21 protein-coding genes are annotated in these 21860 nt (G+C 58.1%); 19 read left to right on the forward strand and 2 right to left on the reverse strand.

From position 1 onward, the window contains the following. The first annotated feature begins 16 nt into the window (after window positions 1-16). Together EAO82_RS06280 and EAO82_RS06285 are read left to right on the forward strand one after the other, a co-directional pair. The gene (locus EAO82_RS06280) at window positions 17-271 is read left to right on the forward strand and encodes a succinate dehydrogenase assembly factor 2 (protein WP_096346526.1); all 255 of its coding nucleotides are present in this window, start codon (window positions 17-19) and stop codon (window positions 269-271) included. After that, window positions 255-707, forward strand: coding sequence for a hypothetical protein (locus tag EAO82_RS06285; protein WP_096346525.1), 453 nt, complete (start codon window positions 255-257; stop codon window positions 705-707). Before EAO82_RS06280 ends, EAO82_RS06285 begins: the two co-directional genes overlap by 17 nt. Here EAO82_RS06285 and nadB read toward each other — a convergent pair. Next, the gene (gene nadB / locus EAO82_RS06290; RefSeq protein ID WP_096346524.1) at window positions 676-2289 is read right to left on the reverse strand and encodes an L-aspartate oxidase; all 1614 of its coding nucleotides are present in this window, start codon (window positions 2287-2289) and stop codon (window positions 676-678) included. The genes EAO82_RS06285 and nadB overlap by 32 nt on opposite strands. A gap of 275 nt (window positions 2290-2564) precedes the next feature. Here nadB and rpoE point away from each other — a divergent pair, with 275 nt between their 5' ends. The 13 genes from rpoE (at window position 2565) to acpS (ending at window position 13501) form a co-directional block, all read left to right on the forward strand. Next, window positions 2565-3140 (forward strand): RNA polymerase sigma factor RpoE, encoded by a 576-nt coding sequence (gene rpoE / locus EAO82_RS06295; protein ID WP_096346523.1) that lies wholly within the window; start codon window positions 2565-2567, stop codon window positions 3138-3140. A gap of 57 nt (window positions 3141-3197) precedes the next feature. Further along, window positions 3198-3818 (forward strand): sigma-E factor negative regulatory protein, encoded by a 621-nt coding sequence (locus tag EAO82_RS06300; RefSeq protein ID WP_096346522.1) that lies wholly within the window; start codon window positions 3198-3200, stop codon window positions 3816-3818. A gap of 10 nt (window positions 3819-3828) precedes the next feature. After that, complete coding sequence (locus EAO82_RS06305) at window positions 3829-4788, forward strand: MucB/RseB C-terminal domain-containing protein (RefSeq protein ID WP_096346521.1); 960 nt, start codon at window positions 3829-3831, stop codon at window positions 4786-4788. A 17-nt stretch (window positions 4789-4805) separates the two neighbouring features. After that, window positions 4806-5261: a SoxR reducing system RseC family protein gene (locus EAO82_RS06310; RefSeq protein ID WP_231703299.1), complete on the forward strand. Its 456-nt coding sequence runs from the start codon at window positions 4806-4808 to the stop codon at window positions 5259-5261. A 24-nt stretch (window positions 5262-5285) separates the two neighbouring features. Then, window positions 5286-6722, forward strand: coding sequence for a DegQ family serine endoprotease (locus tag EAO82_RS06315; protein ID WP_410402931.1), 1437 nt, complete (start codon window positions 5286-5288; stop codon window positions 6720-6722). Window positions 6723-6916: 194 nt separating this feature from the next. Continuing rightward, entirely contained in the window at window positions 6917-8719 is a 1803-nt protein-coding gene (gene lepA, locus EAO82_RS06320; RefSeq protein WP_096346518.1) for a translation elongation factor 4, read from the forward strand. Between the two features lie 22 nt (window positions 8720-8741). Beyond that, complete coding sequence (gene lepB / locus EAO82_RS06325; protein ID WP_096346517.1) at window positions 8742-9620, forward strand: signal peptidase I; 879 nt, start codon at window positions 8742-8744, stop codon at window positions 9618-9620. Between the two features lie 49 nt (window positions 9621-9669). Further along, window positions 9670-10047 (forward strand): DUF4845 domain-containing protein, encoded by a 378-nt coding sequence (locus EAO82_RS06330; RefSeq protein WP_096346516.1) that lies wholly within the window; start codon window positions 9670-9672, stop codon window positions 10045-10047. After that, window positions 10044-10733, forward strand: coding sequence for a ribonuclease III (gene rnc / locus EAO82_RS06335; RefSeq protein WP_096346515.1), 690 nt, complete (start codon window positions 10044-10046; stop codon window positions 10731-10733). Before EAO82_RS06330 ends, rnc begins: the two co-directional genes overlap by 4 nt. Then, a complete protein-coding gene (gene era / locus EAO82_RS06340) occupies window positions 10726-11631 on the forward strand; it encodes a GTPase Era (protein WP_096346514.1) in 906 nt (301 codons plus the stop codon). The genes rnc and era overlap by 8 nt, the downstream gene beginning before the upstream one ends. Window positions 11632-11664: 33 nt before the next feature. Further along, window positions 11665-12384, forward strand: a complete 720-nt coding sequence (gene recO, locus EAO82_RS06345; protein ID WP_096346513.1) for a DNA repair protein RecO — start codon at window positions 11665-11667, stop codon at window positions 12382-12384. Continuing rightward, on the forward strand, window positions 12381-13124 hold the full coding sequence (gene pdxJ, locus EAO82_RS06350; RefSeq protein ID WP_096346512.1) for a pyridoxine 5'-phosphate synthase: 744 nt from the start codon (window positions 12381-12383) through the stop codon (window positions 13122-13124). Before recO ends, pdxJ begins: the two co-directional genes overlap by 4 nt. Further along, window positions 13121-13501 carry a holo-ACP synthase gene (gene acpS, locus EAO82_RS06355; protein ID WP_096346511.1) on the forward strand — a complete coding sequence of 127 codons (381 nt, stop codon included), beginning with the start codon at window positions 13121-13123 and terminating at the stop codon, window positions 13499-13501. Before pdxJ ends, acpS begins: the two co-directional genes overlap by 4 nt. Here acpS and EAO82_RS06360 read toward each other — a convergent pair. Beyond that, window positions 13493-16294, reverse strand: a complete 2802-nt coding sequence (locus tag EAO82_RS06360; protein WP_153274272.1) for a response regulator — start codon at window positions 16292-16294, stop codon at window positions 13493-13495. The two genes, acpS and EAO82_RS06360, sit on opposite strands and share 9 nt — an antisense overlap. Before the next feature lie 102 nt (window positions 16295-16396). Here EAO82_RS06360 and cysM point away from each other — a divergent pair, with 102 nt between their 5' ends. The 4 genes from cysM (at window position 16397) to mazG (ending at window position 21858) form a co-directional block, all read left to right on the forward strand. After that, window positions 16397-17329 (forward strand): cysteine synthase CysM, encoded by a 933-nt coding sequence (gene cysM, locus EAO82_RS06365; RefSeq protein ID WP_174958747.1) that lies wholly within the window; start codon window positions 16397-16399, stop codon window positions 17327-17329. Beyond that, a complete protein-coding gene (gene rlmD / locus EAO82_RS06370; protein WP_096347841.1) occupies window positions 17326-18702 on the forward strand; it encodes a 23S rRNA (uracil(1939)-C(5))-methyltransferase RlmD in 1377 nt (458 codons plus the stop codon). The genes cysM and rlmD overlap by 4 nt, the downstream gene beginning before the upstream one ends. 91 nt (window positions 18703-18793) lie before the next feature. Continuing rightward, window positions 18794-21043, forward strand: coding sequence for a GTP diphosphokinase (relA, locus tag EAO82_RS06375; protein ID WP_096347840.1), 2250 nt, complete (start codon window positions 18794-18796; stop codon window positions 21041-21043). Beyond that, complete coding sequence (gene mazG, locus EAO82_RS06380; RefSeq protein ID WP_321540964.1) at window positions 21040-21858, forward strand: nucleoside triphosphate pyrophosphohydrolase; 819 nt, start codon at window positions 21040-21042, stop codon at window positions 21856-21858. Before relA ends, mazG begins: the two co-directional genes overlap by 4 nt. Window positions 21859-21860 lie beyond the last annotated feature (2 nt).

Below are 21860 nucleotides of genomic sequence, written 5' to 3' on the forward strand. Positions count from 1 at the left end.
ATTGCGGAGATGTTTGATGTCGGCCGATATAGAAATGAAACGTTTGTTCTGGCATAGCCGTCGCGGCATGCTGGAACTGGATGTGCTGTTGCTACCTTTCCTTCAGGAAGCCTACAGTGATCTTGAGCCGGCGGATAAGGAACGTTTCAGCAAGTTGTTGACCTGTGAAGATCAGGATATGTTCGGCTGGTTCATGCAGCGCAGTGAACCGGATGACCCCGACTTGAAGCGCATGGTAAGGATGATACTAGACCGTGTTCAGCCAAACTGATTATCTGTTACTGCAACGCCAGCCCTCGCGCTTCCTCGGCGCAGCGCTGGTGATCTTTTCGCTGTTGGCCGCTGTGGCGCTGTATCGCAGTGCCATACCCGGCTTGCTGGCAGTTGGAATGATGTTGGTGGTGGTGGCTTACGGCCTTTGGGTCTGGCCGCGACAGGTCAGCCTGCGCCATGCGAGTTCGGTCACCGGCTTGCGATTTGACAGCCATGGCTGGCATGTCTTGCGCCGTGATGGCTCCGAAGCCGGAGCCCGGCTGCTGGCAGATACCTTCGTTAGCGCATTCCTGACCGTGGTGCGCCTGCGCGAGCCAGGACGTTGGTGGCCAGTGTCGGTGGTGTTGCCGGCCGATGCAGCAGCAGAGGATGCCCTGCGCCGGCTGCGCCTGCGTTTGCGTTTCAGTCGCCAACGTTGGATGGCTGCAGAATAGTGTCTTCGGCCTGCGGCAGCAGGTCAGGGTAGTCAAGAATGTAATGCAGGCCGCGGCTCTCGCGGCGCTGCATGGCTGATTGAATAATCAGGTCGGCAACCAGCGCGAGGTTGCGCAACTCGAGCAGGTCGCGTGTCACCGTGTAATTACTGTAAAACTCGTGAATCTCCGCCAGCAGCATATCCACCCGATGTTTGGCGCGCTGCAGGCGTTTGTTGGTGCGTACTATCCCCACGTAATCCCACATGAAACGGCGAAGCTCATCCCAGTTGTGCGAGATGATCACGTCCTCGTCCGAGTCGGTCACTTGGCTCTCATCCCAACTTGGCAGGTCGGTTGGCATTGGATAGTTGTCCAGGCTTTGCAGAATATCCTGACTGGCCGAGCGGCCGTAGACAATGCACTCCAGTAGCGAGTTGCTGGCCATGCGGTTGGCGCCGTGCAGGCCGGTAAAGCTGGTTTCACCAATAGCGTAGAGCGCCTGCAAGTCGGTACGACCGCTGGGCTCTACCACCACGCCACCGCAGGTGTAGTGCGCGGCAGGTACCACTGGAATCGGCTCGCGGGTTATGTCGATGCCGAAGGTCAGGCAGCGTTCATACACGGTAGGGAAGTGGCTGCGGATAAAATCGGCGGACTTGTGACTGATATCCAGAAACACGCAATCCAGCCCGAGCCGCTTCATTTCATGGTCAATTGCGCGGGCGACGATATCCCGGGGCGCGAGCTCGGCACGCCGGTCGAAGCGCGGCATGAATCGCGTGCCATCCGGTAGCTTGAGTAACGCGCCTTCCCCGCGCAAGGCTTCAGTGATCAGAAAGCTCTTGGCTTTGGGGTGGTACAGGCAGGTAGGGTGGAACTGATTGAATTCCATATTGGCGACGCGGCAGCCAGCGCGCCAGGCCATGGCAATGCCGTCCCCGGAAGCGCTGTCGGGGTTGCTGGTATAGAGGTAGACCTTGCTTGCTCCGCCCGTGGCCAGCACGGTAAAGCGCGCAGCGTAGGTTTCCACGTGACCGCTGGTGCGGTTGAGAATATAGGCGCCAAGGCAGCGTTGACCCGGCAGGCCGAGCTTGCCACTGGTAATCAGATCCACCGCTACACGGTTTTCCAGCAAAACGATGTTGCTGTGTGTCTGTGCCTTGAGCAGCAAGGTGTTGAAAATGGCAGCGCCGGTAGCATCTGCGGCGTGGATAATACGGCGGTGGCTGTGGCCGCCTTCCATGGTCAGATGAAAATCATCGCTTTCACTGCCGTCTTCTCGTGTTTCCCGGGTGAAAGGGACGCCTTGTTCGATCAACCAGCCAATGGCCTCACGACTGTTGCCAACGATCTGGCGCACGGCATCTTCATGGCATAATCCGCCACCGGCTTCGAGGGTGTCCTGAACATGGGCATCGATGGTATCAGTGTCATCCAGTACAGCGGCAACGCCGCCTTGGGCCCAGAAGGTCGAGCCTTCGGACAATTGACCCTTGCTGATCACGCCGACACGCATATGATCGGCGAGGTGCAATGCCAGAGTGAGGCCGGCCGCACCACTGCCGATGACCAGTACGTCATATTCCTGTGTGTGTGTCATGACACTCCGGGGCGCTCAATTCAAGCGTGCTGTGGACATTTGGCTGGCTAGTATATAGAAGCAACAGGTTGCGCAATACTGCAAGGATCACAAGAGGTTTCCGCAACGGGCCCGATAATTGCTATGATTTGCGCTGATAACGAATAAGGGCGTGGAACTTTTGACTGGCCGCCTGCTCATATAGCTGAACCTGACGAGGGGAGAACTTTTGCTTACATTGCGGGTCTATCACAACAAGGCAAGGCTGAGGCCGTTGCGCTGCTGGGAGCTGCTGAATGACTGAGCAGACCGATCAGCAGTTGGTCGAACGGGTTCAGCGTGGTGACAAACGAGCTTTTGATCTTCTGGTGCTGAAATATCAGCACAAGATTCTCGCTCTGGTTACCCGTTTTGTGCATGACAGTCACGAGGCCCAGGATGTAGCACAGGAAGCTTTTATTAAAGCTTACCGCGCTCTGGCCAATTTCCGTGGCGACAGTGCCTTTTACACTTGGTTGTATCGCATAGCGATCAACACGGCAAAAAACTATCTGGTGGCCCGAGGACGACGCCCGCCGGATTCGGATATAGCGGCCGATGAGGCTGAGTACCATGATGGCGACAGCGCCCTCAAGGATATTCACTCGCCGGAACGGGACATGTTGCGCAACGAGATTGAGCAGATGATCAATCGCACCTTGCAGCAATTGCCCGATGATTTGAGAACAGCCCTAACTTTGCGTGAGTTTGAGGGTCTGAGTTATGAAGACATTGCCGCGGTTATGAATTGCCCTGTGGGTACGGTGAGATCCCGAATCTTCAGAGCACGTGAGGCAATAGATAAGGCACTTAAGCCACTGATCGAAGACTGATCGCGGTAGGTGTTTGGTGCAAAAAGCCCGTTATGGGTCACTAGCAGAGGTAAAGCGATGAGCAATCAATCCTTGCAGGAATCTCTTTCCGCGTTGATGGATAACGAAGCGGATGAGCTTGAAATCCGTCGCGTGCTCCAATCCAGCGAAAGCGATCCAGCGCTGCGTAGCACCTGGGATCGTTATCAGATGGCGCGCGCCGTAATGCATAAGGAGCCCTGGCAGCCGAAGATCGACCTGTCCGCGGGTATTGCCGCTGTCATTGCGAGCGAACCAGAGCCAGTGGCGGCGCCAAAATCGCCACGCGTATGGCAGAATCTGAGTCGTCTTGCCGTGGCTGCTTCGGTGACGATGGCAGTTCTGGTGGGCGTCAACATGTTCAATCAGGACGGCTCTCCGGCTGATCCGGCTATGGTCGCTGACCTGCCGCCGGTGGTTGATGCTCCTGTGGCCGTCGCACCGGCCGTCGCTCCCGCTTCTCAGGGTGGTGCGGTTCTGGCTGGGTTTTCCCAGCATCCGCAGATGACTGGCGACGCGGTGGCAGACCAGAAAGCACCATCCGCATGGCAGGAGCAGCGTATAGGCAACTATCTGCGTCAGCACGCTGAGCACAGCTCGCGTTTTGAAGCGCCTCAGTTGCTCCCTTATGCACGGGCGGCGAGTCTGGAAAGCAAATAGGGTGCAATCTATGTCAGTAACACGGCGATTGACGCTATGGGGTGCGCCCATAGCGGCCCTGTTTCTGACGCTTCCGGTGCTGGCTGAGGAGCCGCATGATCTGCTCAAGCGGATGGTGGATGCGGCCCGTGAGCAAAGCTACTACGGGTCTTTTGTCTACGAGCGCACAGGTAGCTTCAGTACGCACCAGGTGTGGCGCCAGCGTCAGGGCGATCAGACCAGTGAACGTCTGCTGCAGGCAGATGGAGAGCCGCAGGAATGGTTGACGCGCAATGGGGACCTGGTTTGCACCAGTTCCGTTGGCCTGCGTTCTGCCTGGAAAGCCAGTGGCCAGTTGTCCGAGCAGCTGGAGTTGTTGCACAACTGGTACACGCTGCAGATGCTCGGCTCGACCCGGGTAGCGAACCGCCCAGTATTCGTTCTTGCGGTTAAACCCCGCGATCCCTTCCGTTATGCCTATGAGCTGTATCTGGACCAGGAAACTGGTTTGCTGCTCAAATCCCTTCTGATCAACGAACGTGATGTCCTGTTGGAGCGCTTTCAATTTGCTTCTCTGAACGTCGGTGAGCTGCCAGACCAAGCGCTTGAACCCAGCAGTATCTGTTTGCCAGTGCCAGTGAGCACCGACGAACGCGCTGACGCGGGTGAAGCCTGGATGCCCGGCTGGTTACCACCAGGATTCGTTCTGGGGCATCGTGAAGTTCGCTCTCTCGACGATAGTGACGGACAGGTAATTACTCAGGTATTCACTGATGGTCTGGCGCGCCTGACGGTTTTCGTCGAGCCCCTGGGAGCGGAGACATTAGCAGATGATTTACGTGCTCAGCTCGGGCCTACAGTCGCGATCAGTCGCCGATTGGCGCGTGCAGAAGGTGATTATCTGGCAACCGTGGTAGGCGAAGTGCCGGCAGTCGCTGCCGAGCGTGTGGCCGATTCGTTTACGGTTGAAGCTGAGAGCGTTCAGCCGTGATCGAGGAGCAGGGCAGGGTGGTCAGTTTTGAACCCGGTGCTGCCTGGGTGGAAACGGTTCGACAAAGCACCTGCGGTAGTTGTCAGGCCAAGGCCGGCTGTGGCCAGGCGCTGTTGCAGCGGCTTGGTGGCGGGGCGCGACAAGGCTACATCCGCGTGCTCTCCGACAAAGCGGTGCAAGTGGGCGATCAGGTCATGATCGGTCTGCCGGAAAACGCCGTTGTCAACGCTTCGCTGTATATGTATATCCTACCTCTGATCGGACTTTTCAGTGCCGCTTTGCTGGCAGATAATGCGGGCTTGTCCGAGCCCTGGATAATTCTTTGTGCTTTTTTTGGTCTGGCTTCAGGTTTCGCGGGCGTACGCTGGTACGCTTGGCGGCAACGCAGCAATCCGGATATGCAACCCCGTATCATGCGCGTTATGTCGCCTAGCGGCATCGTGACCAGCGACCGTACGCTGACGATGCCCTGAGGCCTTCATTTCATAGGAGATCAGGTGCACATGTTGTCAATGCAACGTTGGATGATCGTGGCGACTAGCTCGCTGCTGCTGGGTTGGTCCTCCCTGGGCATGGCCCAAGGTCTACCAGATTTTACCGAGTTGGTTGAGGAAGTATCCCCCGCCGTCGTCAATATCAGTACCAGCCAGAAAGCCGTATCCCGGCCATCAGGCATGGCGCCGGGTATGCCTGATCTGGAAGGTATGCCACCGCTGTTTCGCGAGTTTTTCGAGCGCAGCTTTCCGCAGCAAGGGCCGCAAGCGCCACGCGAGCGAGAAGCGCCGCAATCGCTGGGTTCAGGTTTCATTCTCTCCAAAGATGGTTACGTACTGACCAATAATCATGTGATTGCCGACGCGGACGAGATTTTCGTGCGGCTGTCCGATCGGCGTGAGCTTCAAGCCGAGCTGGTGGGGGCGGATCCACGTTCGGATCTGGCGCTGCTGAAGATTGAAGCCGGAGACGACCTTCCCGTGGTGCGCATGGGTAAATCCTCTGATCTCAAGGCGGGTGAATGGGTGTTGGCAATAGGCTCGCCATTCGGTTTTGACTATTCAGTCACCGCCGGCATCGTCAGTGCCAAAGGGCGCAGTCTGCCGAATGAAAGCTACGTCCCCTTTATTCAAACCGACGTGGCCATCAATCCCGGCAATTCCGGTGGCCCGCTGCTCAATCTGGATGGCGAGGTAATTGGGATCAACTCACAGATCTTTACCCGGTCCGGTGGCTTTATGGGACTGTCGTTTGCCATTCCGGTCGACGTGGCGATGGACGTCGTCCAGCAATTGAAGGAGGACGGCAGCGTCCAGCGCGGTTGGCTGGGTGTGGTGATCCAGGAGGTCAACAAGGACCTGGCCGAATCTTTTGGTCTGCCCAAGCCGGCTGGCGCACTGGTAGCGCAGATCCAGCCTGATGGTCCAGCTGAAAAAGGCGGGTTGCAGGTTGGGGATGTGATTCTCAGCTTCAATGGCGAGGAGATCATCATGTCCTCCGACCTGCCGCATGCTGTAGGTCGCGTTCGCCCTGGAGAGGATGCCACGCTGGTCGTCATGCGTGATAAAAAACGCAAGACGCTGAAAATGGAGATCGGTGCTCTGCCGGAGGATGATAGCGTTGCTGCCGTTGTGCCCTCTACCAGTGCGCCGGCCAGCGCTGATAACCGCCTCGGTGTGGTGGTAGCCGAGTTGACCGAGGAGCAGAAAAGCAATCTGGACGTGCGTTCGGGAGTAATCATCCGTGAGGTGCGTCAGGGGCCGGGCGCGATGGTCGGTCTGCGTAGCGGCGACATCATCACCAATCTGGACAATCAGCCGGTTGAATCGGTGGATGCATTCGAAAAAATCACCGCCGATCTCCCCACCAATCGTTCTGTTTCCATGCGTGTCATACGTCAGGGCAGGGCAAGCTATATCACCTTCAGGCTGGCCAGTTAAGCGCCTGGCTTAAGGCCCGCGATGCCAGCCCCCATCACCATCGTGCTGCGGGGTTGGCAGCCGGGCTCGCGATAGCGTAATAGCGCATATTCGGGTACACTCGCGGGCTGTTTTCGGGGGGAAGCTTTCCCCCTTTCATTGCTGACAGCCTTTATGGCTGGCAATCCTGCAATCAAGTCTGGAAGATCCCTGTAGTGAGTGACCTTAGCCTAATTCGTAATTTCTCGATCATAGCCCACATTGATCACGGTAAGTCGACCCTGGCAGATCGGTTTATCCAGATCTGCGGAGGCTTGGCTGATCGCGAAATGGCCGAACAGGTGCTCGACTCCATGGATCTCGAGCGTGAGCGCGGGATTACGATCAAGGCGCACAGCGTAACGCTGTATTACACGTCAAAAATCGACGGTAAAACCTACCAGCTGAATTTCATCGATACCCCTGGTCACGTGGACTTTCATTATGAAGTCAGCCGCTCGCTGGCTGCCTGTGAAGGCGCGCTGCTGGTCGTAGATGCAGCCCAGGGCGTGGAAGCGCAATCGGTAGCCAACTGCTATACGGCTATCGAGCAGGGCCTGGAAGTCATGCCGGTATTGAACAAGATCGACCTGCCACAGGCCGAGCCGGAGCGCGTCAAGGCTGAAATCGAGAGTGTGATCGGTATTGATGCCACCGATGCTGTGGTCTGCAGCGCCAAGAGCGGCCTGGGTGTAGAGGATGTGCTTGAGCGTTTGATTCAGGTCATTCCCGCGCCCGAGGGTGAGTTGGACGCACCGCTACAGGCGCTGATCATCGACTCCTGGTTTGATAATTATCTCGGTGTGGTCTCTCTGGTACGCGTCAAGCACGGACGGATCAAGAAGGGCGCCAAGGTGCTGGTCAAATCCACCGGCAAGATCCATCAGGTCGACAGTGTGGGTGTATTCAACCCCAAGCACAGCGAAACGGCTGATCTGAAAGCTGGCGAAGTGGGCTTTATCATTGCTGGCATCAAGGACATTCACGGCGCACCGGTCGGTGACACCCTGACCCTGTCAAGCACCCCCGATGTGGATATGCTGCCGGGCTTTCAGAAGGTCAAGCCGCAAGTCTTCGCCGGTTTGTTCCCGGTCAGCTCCGAGGATTTCGAAGATTTCCGTGAGGCGCTGTCCAAGCTCACGCTGAATGACGCCTCGCTGCATTACGAGCCGGAAAGCTCCGAAGCGCTGGGCTTTGGTTTCCGCTGTGGTTTCCTCGGCATGCTGCATATGGAGATCATTCAGGAGCGCCTTGAGCGCGAATATAACCTGGATCTGATTACCACGGCACCGACGGTGGTGTTCGAGGTGGTCAAGAAGGATGGCAGCATCCTGTATGTCGACAATCCATCGCGCCTGCCCGACCCGTCGATGGTTGAAGAGATGCGCGAGCCGATCGTGCGGGCCAATATTCTGGTGCCGCAGGACCACCTGGGCGCAGTGATCACCTTGTGCGTCGAGAAGCGCGGCGTGCAGCATGATATGTTGTTTCTCGGTACCCAGGTTCAGGTAATTTACGATCTGCCGATGAATGAAGTAGTGCTGGATTTCTTTGACCGGTTGAAGTCGGCGAGCCGCGGTTATGCCTCGCTGGACTATGCCTTTGAGCGCTTTCAGGCTGCGCGTCTGGTGCGTCTGGATGTATTGATCAACGCCGAGAAGGTCGATGCGCTGGCTTTGATCGTGCACCGTGACAACGCAGCCTACAAAGGCCGGCAGTTGGTCAGCAAGATGCAGGAGCTGATCCCGCGGCAGATGTTCGACGTGGCGATTCAAGCTGCCGTCGGCGGGCAAATCGTCGCGCGCTCCACGGTCAAGGCGCTGCGCAAGAATGTTATCGCCAAATGCTATGGTGGCGACGCCAGCCGGAAGAAGAAGCTGTTGGAAAAGCAGAAAGCCGGCAAAAAACGCATGAAACAGGTAGGCAACGTTGAAATTCCCCAGGAAGCCTTCCTGGCGGTATTGAAAGTAGACAACTAGGGATAGTTAAACGGGCTAGATTATGCATATCAATTTTCCGCTGCTGTTGGTATTGGCAGTTGCTGTTTCCGGTTTTCTGGCCCTCCTCGATCTGCTCTGGTTTGGCCCTCGCCGTCGTCGTGCGCTGGCTACCTATGACCGTGCGGTGGACATTCCTGACCCGACGACTGTCGAGCGGATGGAAAAGGAGCCGCTGCTCATCGAGTACGGCAAATCTTTCTTCCCGGTACTGCTGGTCGTGCTGGTGTTGCGCTCTTTCCTGGTCGAGCCCTTCCAAATTCCCTCCGGGTCAATGAAGCCGACGCTGGAAGTCGGCGACTTTATTCTGGTCAACAAGTTTGCTTACGGTATTCGTCTGCCGGTGCTGGATATGAAGGTGATTCCGGTCAATGATCCGCAACGCGGCGACGTAATGGTGTTCCGCTACCCGAATGATCCACGCATCAACTACATCAAGCGTGTGGTGGGGCTGCCGGGTGATACCGTACGTTATGCTGGCAAACAACTGATTATCAATGGCGAGCGAGTGCCGTTGGAACCAGTGCGTCTGGAGAAGGACGATGAGGTGCCAGCCGGTCATCCACTCTATTCGCGCGCTGAAGCAGAGATATTCAAAGAGAAGCTTGGCGATGTTGAGCATCTGATCAGACAGAAAAGCCTTTCAGGTGCGCCTGCGGCGAAAGAGTGGCAGGTGCCCGAGGGGCATTACTTCATGGTGGGCGACAACCGCGACAACTCCAACGACAGTCGTTACTGGAACTCCGAGGAGATGCCAAGGGAGTTGTGGGGGATGGTCCCTGACAACTATATTGTAGGCAAGGCATTCGCAATCTGGATGCACTGGCCGGAGCCGAAGCTGAGCAACCTGCCAAGTTTTTCCAGGATAGCCCTGATCCATTAAGGGATGGGCGGGAACAATAATATTAACAACGGACGTCAAGAGGTTATCCATGCGCCACTCCCAGAAAGGTATGTCATTTTTCGGCTGGCTGGCAGTTATTGCCCTGATCATCTTCGGCTTGGTGATTGTGATGAAGCTGGCTCCGATTTATATGGAGCATTTTACCCTGCGCAAGATCGTTACTGAGGTGAACGAGGACCCGACCATCAAGATTGGTTCGCTCCGCGATTTTCACAATCACATTGAAAAGGGTATGCAGATCAACAGCATCCGCGATATCAAAGCCAAAGATGCGATTGCCATTACCGCCAGCGGGACCGACGCTTACACGGTAGTGATCAAATATGAAGTTCGCTCGCCGATAATTCAAAACGTGGACGCGCTCGTTCACTTCGATGAAACCCATATAATCAGACCGCTGAAGTGATAAACAAGTTAGACCGCCTCGAACGTAACATCGGCTATTGCTTCAAGGATCCGGATCTACTGATCCTGGCCTTGAGCCATAGAAGTCTGGGTGGGCGCAATAACGAACGCCTGGAGTTTCTGGGTGACTCGGTGCTCAACTTTATTGCCGCCGAAGCCCTGTTTCAGCGCTTTCCCCAGGCCCGCGAAGGTCAGTTGTCACGCCTGCGTGCGCGGTTGGTCAAAGGCGTCACTCTGGCGGAATTGGCCAAAGGTTTCGAGTTGGGTGAATACCTGCGCCTGGGCTCGGGGGAGCTGAAAAGCGGCGGGTTCCGCCGCGAATCCATCCTCGCTGACGCCACCGAAGCCATCATCGGCGCTATCTATCTGGAAAGTGGCCTGGAGGCGGCGCGTGAGCGTGTGCTTTACTGGTTACGTGAGCATATTGCCACCCTGACGCTGGTGGACAACAATAAGGATCCGAAAACGCGATTGCAGGAATATCTGCAGTCGCGGCAATGTGAATTGCCCCGTTATGAAGTGACTGAAAGCAGTGGTGAAGCCCATTGCCGAACCTTCCGGGTTGAATGTCATGTCAGCCCATTGTCACAGCCAACTTTCGGCGTCGGAAATAGCCGGCGTCTGGCGGAACAAGTAGCAGCACAAAAAGCCCTGATTGATCTGGGTGTGGAGAAAGCAGATGAGTGACAGCAGTACCCCCCGTTGTGGCTACGTGGCCATTGTAGGCCGGCCAAATGTGGGCAAGTCGACCCTGCTCAATCACATTCTCGGTCAGAAGCTGGCTATTACTTCGCGCAAGCCCCAAACCACCCGGCATACCATGCTCGGCATCAAGACCGAAGATGCTGTTCAGGCGATCTATGTCGATACCCCTGGCCTGCACAAGGACAACGACAAGGCACTGAACCGCTTTATGAACAAAAGCGCCAGTCAGGCCCTGCGGGACGTGGATGTGGTGCTGTTTGTGGTCGACCGGGTGCGCTGGACCGACGAGGACCAGATGGTGCTGGAGAAGGTCCGTTTTGTTACCTGCCCGGTCCTGCTGGTAGTCAACAAGCTCGATCGCATGGATGACAAGAAGGACATGCTGCCGCATCTGGAATGGCTGGCAACGCAATTGCCCGATGCCGAGATCGTGCCGGTTTCTGCTCTGCACGGTCGCAATATTGATCAGCTTGAGCAACTGATTGCCGAGCGTCTGCCCGAAAGCGAGCATTTTTACCCCGACGATCAGATCACCGATCGCAGCTCCCGTTTTCTCGCCGCTGAGCTGGTCCGCGAGAAAGTCATGCGCCAGTTGGGTGCAGAGATCCCCTATCAGGTCACGGTGGAAATCGAGCAGTTCAAGCAGGAAGGCAAGATTCTGCATATTCATGCGCTGATTCTGGTCGAGCGCGATGGGCAGAAGAAGATCATCATCGGTGACGGTGGCGAGCGTATGAAGAAAATTGGCCAGGAAGCCCGGCTGGACATGCAAAAGCTGTTCGGCAGCAAGGTCATGCTGAATTTGTGGGTGAAGGTCAAGCGCGGTTGGTCCGATGACGAGCGCGCGCTGAGTTCGCTTGGTTATAATTTCGACAGTTGATCTGTCGCCTCCCCGCTGTGTTGGAGATAAGGCGTGCAAGCACCCCTGAGCCCGGCCTATGTGCTGCACAGCCGTCCCTATCGTGACAGCAGCGCTTTGGTTGATCTGCTCAGCCTGCACCATGGCGTGCAACGGGTGGTTTGGCGCGGCGCACGGGGGCAGCGCAAAGGTCTGACCCCCCAGGCCTTTATGCCGCTGCTGGTGGGTTTGGTCGGGCGTGGCGACTTGAAGACGCTGGCCCAGGCCGAAACGGCCGGACCCTACCGGTTGTTGCAGGGTCAGGCGCTGTTCAGCGGCATGTATCTAAACGAGTTATTGATACGCCTGATGCCGCCGGGTGATCCGCAGGCACTGATTTTCGCCGCCTATCAACATGCGCTGGAACAATTGGCTGGTCCGGCTCTGGTAGAGCCGGTCTTGCGTCAGTTCGAGTGGCAGCTGTTGGAGGTTATGGGCTATGGTTTCAGTCTGACGGAAGATGCCCGCGGCGATCCGGTATTGCCGGATCAACAGTACGTATGGCATGCGGATAACGGTCTGTTACCAGTAAAGCAACTGACGTCTTCCGTTTCTGGCTTGCCAGGCGCGGGTCTGCTGGCGATGGCGCAAAGCGACTGGAGCGCGCCGCATGCGCTACGCACTGCCAAATTATTGATGCGTCAGGCTCTGGCAGCGCATCTGGGCGACCGCCCTCTGGTCAGCCGACAACTTTTTTCAACCCCAGGCACGGATTCCAAAGGAGACAGGCTTTGACTCACCCGCAACGCGTGCTTTTAGGTGTGAATATCGATCATATCGCGACTCTGCGCCAGGCGCGGGGTACGCGTTATCCGGACCCGGTCCAGGCTGCTATCGAGGCTGAGCAAGCGGGCGCAGACGGCATTACCCTGCACTTGCGTGAAGATCGCCGGCATATCCAGGAGCGCGATGTACGCCTGATGGCCGAAGTGCTGCAGACCCGAATGAATCTGGAGATGGCCGTCACTGAGCAGATGCTGGATTTTGCCGAGGAAATACGTCCGGCGAATATCTGCCTGGTACCGGAGCGCCGGGAAGAGCTGACTACCGAGGGTGGGTTGGACGTCGCCGGTAACGGCGCCCGCGTGCAGGAGGCAGTCGAACGTATGGCGGCGATCGGTAGCGAGGTGTCGCTATTTATAGATCCTGATCCGCGGCAGATCGAAGCTGCCAAACGTGCCGGAGCGCCGGTGATTGAATTGCATACGGGTCATTACGCCGACACTCATGGGACCGAGCAGGCTGAGGCGTTGGCGCGGTTGCGTGAGGGCTGCATTTACGCACGCAAACTGGGCCTGGTGGTGAATGCCGGGCATGGCCTGCATTATCACAACGTCGAGCCCATTGCGGCGATCAGCGGCATGAACGAGTTGAATATTGGCCACGCGATTATTGCCCGCGCGCTGTTCTCGGGTTTGGCTCAGGCGGTCAAAGACATGCGCGCACTGATCCTCGGCGCCTCGGTCGGCCGATGATCCGCGGCATTGGTACCGACATGGTGTTGGTCAGTCGTATCGAGGCGGTGTTAGGCCGCCAGGGCGAGCGCTTCGCCCGACGCATCCTGACAGAGAGTGAATGGCAGCGCTTTGCTGCCCACAAGCAGCCAGCGCGTTACCTGGCCAAACGTTATGCCGCCAAGGAAGCCATACTCAAGGCGCTGGGTACCGGATTGGCACAGGGTATGTCGTGGCAACATATCCAGATTGATAATGACAGTCTTGGAGCGCCGCTGGTTCGTCTCAGTGGGGTGGCCGCCAATTATCTCGAACAGGGCGGTGGTGGCCGCATGCTGCTCAGCCTGAGTGACGAGCGTGAGCAGGCGCTGGCTTTTGCCATCTGGTCGCTAGCCTGACGGCGAAGGTTCGGCAGTGTGATAGGCCACGCGCACCTGCTCGATGGCCTCAATCAACTGGCTGATAGCCATCTGGCTTTTTTTACCTTGCTTCAACAGCGTCTCCGCTTGCAAACAACATTCTCGCAGCTGCGGTACGCCGCAGTAGCGGGTCGCGCCGTGCAGGCGATGCACCACGTCCAGCAGTGCCTCGTCGTCGCCCTGGCTCATATATTTTTCAATCAGCACACGGTCGCCCGGCAACCCTTTGATCAGCATGGCCAGTATGTCCTGCGCCAGATCGGCCTTGCCGGCAGCCAGCTGCAGGCCTTCCTTGTAATCCAGTATCGGCAGCGTCTTCGGTCCAACGGCCACCGCCGGTATGGGGGCAGGCGACGGCGCAGCAGTATTGGGCATGCTCAGGTTGATGCCGGTCCAGCGAAAGATGCAGTGACTCAGCTGTTCCGGGCTGATGGGCTTGGTCAGGTAATCGTTCATGCCACATTGAATCAGCCGCCGCCGTTCCTCGGCCAGCGCGTGGGCGGTCAGGGCGATAATCGGGCGTGGCTCGCAATCGGCCAGCTCTTCCCTCAGACGTAGCTCGGTGGTGGTCGCGCGGCCGTCCATACCCGGCATCTGCACATCCATGAAGATCAGCTGGATGGTTTCCCGATCAGCGATCTGCAATGCCTGTTCGCCACTGGTAGCGGTTAATACGCGGGCTCCCATTTCGCTAAGGAAAGTCTCGACCAATCTGAGATTGGCTTCGTTGTCGTCGACGCAGAGCACGGTGATCTGCGGCTTGTCCGCGCGTCCCGGTATGACCGCAGGCATCACCGGTTCCGGGCGGAATAGTTGATTGACCGCACGGTAGAGCTTGCGCGTGCACAATGGCCGCGAGAGTACCTGGCAGTCAGTCGGGGGCAGTTGATCAAGCGAAGGGTAGTGTTCGGTGGTATCGGTCAACAGAATGATCTTGCAACTGTCGTCATTCATCCAGCGATTCAGCACCTCGAACATCAGATCCGCTCGGGTGCCGGGCGAGCGCATGCTGGCCAGCACCAACTGGATTGGCTCATCGGGGTGTGGTGTTCTGACGGCTATTTCCAGCGCCGACAAGTTGTCGTATACGGTCACGTCCAGACCCAGATCTTCCAGATTGTGCAGCAGCGCCTGACGGCTGAGAGTCAATGGTTCCATCACTGCAGCGCGTATGCCTTGCAGCGGCGTGGCGGGCAGGTCATCACCGGCCTGGGTGGATTTTTCCAGGCGCGCGGTGAGCCAGAATTCGGACCCCTCGCCCGGGCGGCTATCCAGACCGATCTCGCCGTGCATCTGTTCGACCAGGCGCTTGGCGATGACCAGGCCAAGGCCGGTACCTCCGGCCTGCCGCGACATCGAGTTGTCCGCCTGGGTGAAGGCCTGAAACAGTGACTTCTGCTGCGTCGAGGTCAGGCCGATGCCGGTGTCAGTCACACTGATGCGCAGCAGCACATGGGTGTCGTCCTCCTGCTCGAGCATGGTGCGAATGCTCACCGAACCTTCCTGGGTAAACTTGATCGCGTTGCTGACCAGGTTGGCGAGTATCTGTTTTAGCCGCAAGCCGTCGCCGCTCATGCCGATGGGCGTATCACGGTAGATGATGCTGACCAGTTCAAGGTTCTTCTGGTGAGCGGCCGGGGCGAGCATGGTCAGGGTGTCTTGAATCAGGTCGCGCAGGTTGAACGGCTGATTCTCCAGAATCAGTTTGCCGGCCTCGATCTTGGAGAAGTCCAGTATCTCGTTGATGATCGCCAACAGGTTGTCTGCCGACTTCTCAATGGTGCCGAGGTATTCCTGCTGGCGATTGGTCAGCTCAGTGCGTTGCAGCAGATTGCTGAAGCCGATGATGCCGTTCAGTGGGGTGCGCAGCTCGTGGCTCATGTTGGCGAGGAATTCGGATTTGATTCGGCTGGCTTCCTGAGCGGTCTTGCGCGCCATGTCCAGCTCGATGTTCTGGATCTCGATGGTCTCCAGAGTCTGGCGCAGATCTTCGGTGGCCTGATCGACGTTCTGCTGCAGCTCACCCTGGGCGCTCTGCAGCGTCTGAGCCATGGTGTTGATACCCTGAGCCAGGTCGTCCAGCTCACGACTGCCCTGCTGGTTAAGCCGCACATCCAGCTGGCCTTTGCTGATCTGGGCGATAGCGCGGTTGGACAGGCTGATGGGATCGGTGATGCGTCTGCTCATCTGGCTGATGGTAAAGGTGGTCAGCAGCAAGCCGGCCAGGACCATGACCAAGGTGGTCAGCAGCATCTGATAGCGGCGCAGCTGCGTGTTGGCATGGCTCAGCTCGACCTCCAGCCAGCCGAGTATCGCGTCTGCTTCTATCTGGTTCTGCGACTGGCCCTCCAGCAATTCCGGGCTAGCCAGCAGGGGCAGCAGAAATCGGCTGCTACCCACCGTTTCGCCCACTTGCAGGCCGCTGCCAGCACCGATCGTATCGACCCCCAGGGTGCGCTGCGTTGGCATCATGGTCGGGCCGCTGTGTTCGAGCAGATTACGCTCGCTGTCGTACAGCGTGACAGCACGCACGTCGATGCGATCTAACGCCTTGGCCAGCGTCTCCCTGAACTCTTCAGGCTGGCCCTCGAGCAGCGCTTGTGCGGCGGGAATCTGCAGATGCTCAACGGTCTGGAATCCGCGCTCCAGCAATTGCTGCTGCAAGTCCTGAGAAGCATGCCAGATGAAATAACTGCCCAGCGCCATGGCCAGGAGCCCGGTGGGTGCCAGCGTCATCAGCAGAATACGCGCCTTCAGACCAATCTCGCTCATTGTATGTATCCCTTACTCTGTTGCCGGTATCATAGGCTGACTGAAGCAAAAGCACAGCATTCAACGCCCTACCGATTCGGGCCCAGGCCCCTTGAGTGAATGATGAATAACGACTTTCCGCGTGACCATGTAACCAGCACCGATTTCCCCACAATTGCCGATTTCGTTGGCAACACCCCTCTGGTTCGTCTGCAGCGCATGCCCGGCGAGACCAGCAATATTGTGCTGGCCAAATTGGAAGGTAATAACCCCGCAGGCTCGGTCAAGGATCGGCCAGCGCTATCGATGATCGAGCGGGCCGAGCAGCGCGGCGAGATCAAGCCGGGTGATACGCTGATCGAGGCGACCTCGGGAAATACCGGAATCGCCTTGGCCATGGTGGCTGCGATCAAGGGTTACCGCATGGTGCTGATCATGCCGGACAACATGAGTTCAGAGCGCAAGGCGTCCATGAGCGCCTATGGTGCCAAACTGATCCCGGTCAGCCGCGAAGAGGGCATGGAAGGCGCGCGCGACCTGGCGATGAAGATGCAGAGCGAAGGCAAGGGCAAGGTACTGGATCAATTCGGCAACTTTGATAATGCTGAAGCGCACTACCGGACCACAGGTCCCGAGCTCTGGCGCGATACCGGTGGGCGGATAACGCATTTCATCAGCTCAATGGGTACCACCGGAACCATCATGGGGACCTCGCGCTACCTCAAGGAACAGAATCCGCAGATTCAGATCATCGGCCTGCAACCGATAGAAGGTGCATCCATTCCGGGCATCAGGCGCTGGCCACAAGCCTATATGCCCGGCATTTTTCAGCCGGAACGGGTAGATCGGATCATAGATATGGGCCAGGAGGAGGCGGAAGTGACCATGCGCCGTCTGGCGACGGAGGAAGGGATCTTCTGTGGCGTCTCGTCTGGAGGTTCGATAGCGGCTGCGTTGCGTCTGTCTGCCGAGGTCGAGAACGCGATCATTGTCGCGGTCATCTGTGACCGGGGTGACCGTTACCTGTCCACGGGTGTGTACAACTCCCCATTATGAGAGGCCATCGTGGACGTGCACGTCAGGCCCCGGACGCACCGGCGGCCATCGGCCAGCGCATAGAGCTGGATCTCGAGCGGTTGGCCCATGACGGTCGTGGTATCGGCCGCTGGCAGGGCAGAATTGTTTTTGTCGATGGCGGTCTGCCCGGCGAACGGGTCCAGGCGCGGGTGCTCAAGGCCCGCAGCAAGCTTATAGAAACCCGTCTGGACAAATTGCTGGTAGCCAGCCCTGAGCGCCAGACACCCCGTTGTGCGCACATCGATCTCTGCGGCGGTTGCAGTCTTCAGCACATGCCGGAAGCCACCCAGCTCCAGGTAAAACAGCAGGCGCTGGCCCAGCAATTGCAGCATTTTGCCGGCCTGGAACCGGAGCGCTGGATGCCGGCATTAGTCGGCCCAACCTATGGCTATCGGCAGCGTACGCGCCTGGCAATGCGCTGGGATAAGCGTCTTGGTCTATTGGAAGTGGGCTACCGTCAGCGCAGCAGCAGTGACCTGGTTGAAGTGCAGGAATGCCCCGTACTGGTGCCGGCGCTGGAGGCATTGGTGCAGGATCTGGTGCCGCTGCTGAAATCGCTGGATGGCCGCGCCGGGCTTGGCCATGTCGAGCTGATTGGTGATGCAGCACCGGTGTTGTTGGTGCGGCATATGCAGGCGCTGTCAGAGGCTGATTTGCAAGCGTTGAAGGCGTTGGCGGACCAGCATGGGGCGAGCTGCTGGTTGCAGCCAGGTGAGCCGAGCACGCTGCATGGGCCAATTGGATCTGCGCCTGATCTGAATCAGGAGCTGCCGGCCTATCACCTGCCGGACCAGGGGCTGCGATTCGAGTTCATGCCGGGTGACTTTATTCAGGTGAACGCGAGGATCAATCAGATGATGGTCAACCAGGCATTGGAATGGTTGGCGATACAGCCCGGCGAGCAGGTGCTTGATCTGTTCTGTGGCGTCGGCAATTTTGCCCTGCCGTTGGCGCATGCAGGAGCCCAGGTCACAGCGGTGGAGGGCAGCGTCGAGATGGTCCAGCGGGCGAAAAAAAATGCGCAGAATAATCAGCTGGAGTCGCTGCACTTTTCATCAGCGGACCTGTCCAAACTCCAGGATGCAGATTGGCTAACCCAACCCTGCGACGCCGCGTTGCTGGACCCGCCCCGTGATGGCGCAGAACAGTTGGTACAGCAGCTGGCGGACAAGGCTGTAGGTCGAATTTTGTATGTTTCATGCAACCCGGCCACGCTGGCGCGGGATGCAGGGCTGCTTGCCGCCCGAGGCTATCGTCTGGTGCAGGCAGGTATTATGGATATGTTCCCGCAGACGGCGCACGTCGAAGCCATGGCGTTGTTCGTTGCCGGGAACAAGGTCAAACCGGTATAGCGGTTTTGCTACAGCGGCATCGTCAGAGCCGGTTTCAGTAAAGGAAGAATGTCGTGTTCAGTATCTTGCAGCACAGTCGGGCCCCGTTCTAATGGTCCAGGTCAGAGCACTGCATCCGACCAATCGCGATGGCAGCGTCAACATTGACGCCTGGATTGCGCGCATGCAGCAGCGCGTGCCGCTGACGGCTCCCGCCGTCCTCAAGGAGGCTTGTGAGTGGGCGCTGGAACTTGAACGCGCCGCCATTGCTGCCGAGAACATCTGGGCCGACGGCGCCAGCAGCTATCTTACCGGTCTGGAAATGGCCGAAATCCTTGCTGAACTGAAACTCGACCAGGACTCTCTGGTCGCGGCAGTGGTCTATCGCGCGGTGCGTGAACGCAAAACCGATCTCGCCGAGGTAGAGCGCCGCTTTGGTGCCACGGTGGCGGGCCTGGTTGACGGTGTGCAGCGTATGGCGGCCATCAGCGTGTCACAGAATCCGGGCAAGACGATAGCCTTCTGCGCCCAGACTCAGGTGGAAAACCTGCGCAAAATGCTGGTGACCATGGTCGACGATGTGCGTGTGGCGCTGATCAAGCTTGCCGAGCGTACTTGTGCGATTCGAGCGGTCAAGGATGCACCTGAGGAAAAACGCTACCGGGTGGCCCGCGAAGTATTCGATATCTATGCGCCGCTGGCTCACCGTCTGGGTATCGGGCATATCAAGTGGGAGCTGGAGGATTTGTCCTTCCGCTACCTGGAGCCGACTCAGTACAAGCAGATTGCCAAGCTGCTGGATGAGCGGCGCCTCGATCGTCAGGAATATATCGACGACGTCATGAACCAGTTGCGCCAGGAGCTGGAAGAGACCGGGATCCATGCGGAGATCAGCGGCCGGGCGAAACATATCTATTCGATCTGGCGCAAGATGCACCGCAAGGGTATCGACTTCAGTCAGGTATACGACGTCCGTGCGGTGCGGGTTCTGGTGCCACAGGTACGCGACTGCTATACCGCGTTGGGCATAGTGCATGGCCTGTGGCGGCACATCCCCAACGAATTCGACGATTACATCGCCAACCCCAAGGAAAATGGCTACCGCTCGCTGCACACCGCGGTAGTTGGGCCGAGCGGCAAGGTACTGGAAGTGCAGATTCGTACCCTGGCCATGCATGAGGAGGCCGAGCTGGGCGTGTGCGCGCATTGGCGTTACAAGGGCACCGATGCCAGCAGCCACTCCTCCAACGCCTATGAAGACAAGATTGCCTGGTTGCGGCAGGTGTTGGAATGGCACGAGGAGATGGGCGATATCGGCGGTTTGGCCGATCAGCTTCGGGTGGATTTCGAGCCGGATCGGATTTACCTGTTCACGCCTGATGGCCATGTACTGGACGTGCCCAAGGGCGCCACGCCACTGGACTTTGCCTATCGCATTCATACCGAGATCGGTCACAGTTGCCGAGGGGCCAAGGTCAACGGTCGCATAGTGCCGCTCAACTATATTCTGCAAACTGGTGAGCAGGTCGAGATCATCACCGGCAAGCACAGCAGCCCCAGCCGCGACTGGTTGAATGCCAACCTGGGTTACGTTAATACCTCGCGCGCCCGGGCAAAGGTGCAGCACTGGTTCAAACAGCAGGCGCGCGAGCAGAACGTGCAGGCTGGCAAGTTGATGCTGGATCGGGAGCTGACCCGCCTGGCGCTCAATGGTGCGGATTACGCCCATCTGATCGACAAGCTGGGTATCAGAAGCCAGGAAGATCTGTTTGCGGCTGTCGGTTCCGGTGATGTGCGGCTGATGCATGTGGTCAACGTCGCCCAACAACTGGTCGAACCCGACAGCCATAGCGAACAGCTGGAGCTGATTCCGCGCCGGGCCACCAAGCCGGCGCGCCGTGGCGATGTGTTTATCCAGGGCGTCGGCAACCTGTTGACGCAATTGGCCGGCTGCTGCCAGCCGGTACCAGGCGATCCAATCATCGGCTATATCACCCTGGGCCGCGGCGTTACCGTACACCGGGCTGATTGTGCAACGGCAATGCAGTTGCAGGACCGGGACTCCGACCGCCTGATCGAGGTGAGTTGGGGGGGAGAGCCGATCCAGACCTATCCAGTGGAAATCTTTATCAAGGCCTATGATCGCTCGGGACTGTTGCGCGATGTATCGCAGATGCTCGCCAACGACAAGATCAACGTGCTGGAAGTCAGTACCCGTACCAACAAGGATGACAATTACGCGGCCATGTTGCTGACCGTGGAGGTGCCGAATATCAACATGCTCGGCCGCCTGCTGGCGCGCATCAATCAGTTGCCGAATGTGATTGAGGCCCGTCGCAACCGTAAGGAAGCCAGCGCGTGAGCTATCAGTTGGATGATCTGCTGTACCTGATGCAATGCCTGCGCGACCCCGAGCACGGCTGTCCCTGGGATCTGGAGCAGTCATTCGACAGCATAGTGCCGCATACGCTGGAAGAGGCCTACGAGGTCGCCGATGCCATTGCCGAAAGGGACTTTCCGCAGCTCGCTGGAGAACTCGGAGATCTGCTGTTTCAGGTGGTCTATTACGCCCAACTGGGCCAGCAAGCGGGGCACTTCGTCTGGGCCGATGTGGTTGATGGCATTACCCGCAAACTGGTCCGCAGGCACCCGCACGTATTTCCCGACGGGAAGCTGCGCACGCCGGCTGGCAGCATCAAGATAGAGCCTGAGCAGGTCAAGCAGCGTTGGGAAGCGATCAAGGCAGAGGAACGGGCAGAGAAGGCCGAGCGCCCGCAACAGCTGTCTCTGCTCGACGACGTGCCGCGTGCGTTGCCCGCGCTGAGTCGCGCGCAAAAATTGCAGAAGCGGGCTTCTCAAGCCGGTTTCGACTGGAACGAAGCGGCGCCGGTGATCGACAAAATCGCCGAAGAGCTGGACGAAGTCAGAGAGGCGGTGGCCTCAGGCGACGCTAATGCTGTAGCCGAGGAAATGGGCGATCTGATGTTCGCCATGGTAAACCTGGCCCGCCACCTGCAGGTGGATGCCGAAACCGCACTACGTCAGGGCAACGAAAAATTCGAACGGCGCTTTCGTTTTATCGAGCAGAGACTTGCAGATGACGGAGAATCCGTACAGGAAGCCGGGCTGGAGCGTCTCGACCAGCTCTGGGAGCGAGCCAAGACTCAGGGTTTATAGCA

The organism is Halopseudomonas pelagia, from assembly GCF_009497895.1.
In the GTDB taxonomy this organism is placed as follows: domain Bacteria; phylum Pseudomonadota; class Gammaproteobacteria; order Pseudomonadales; family Pseudomonadaceae; genus Halopseudomonas; species Halopseudomonas pelagia_A.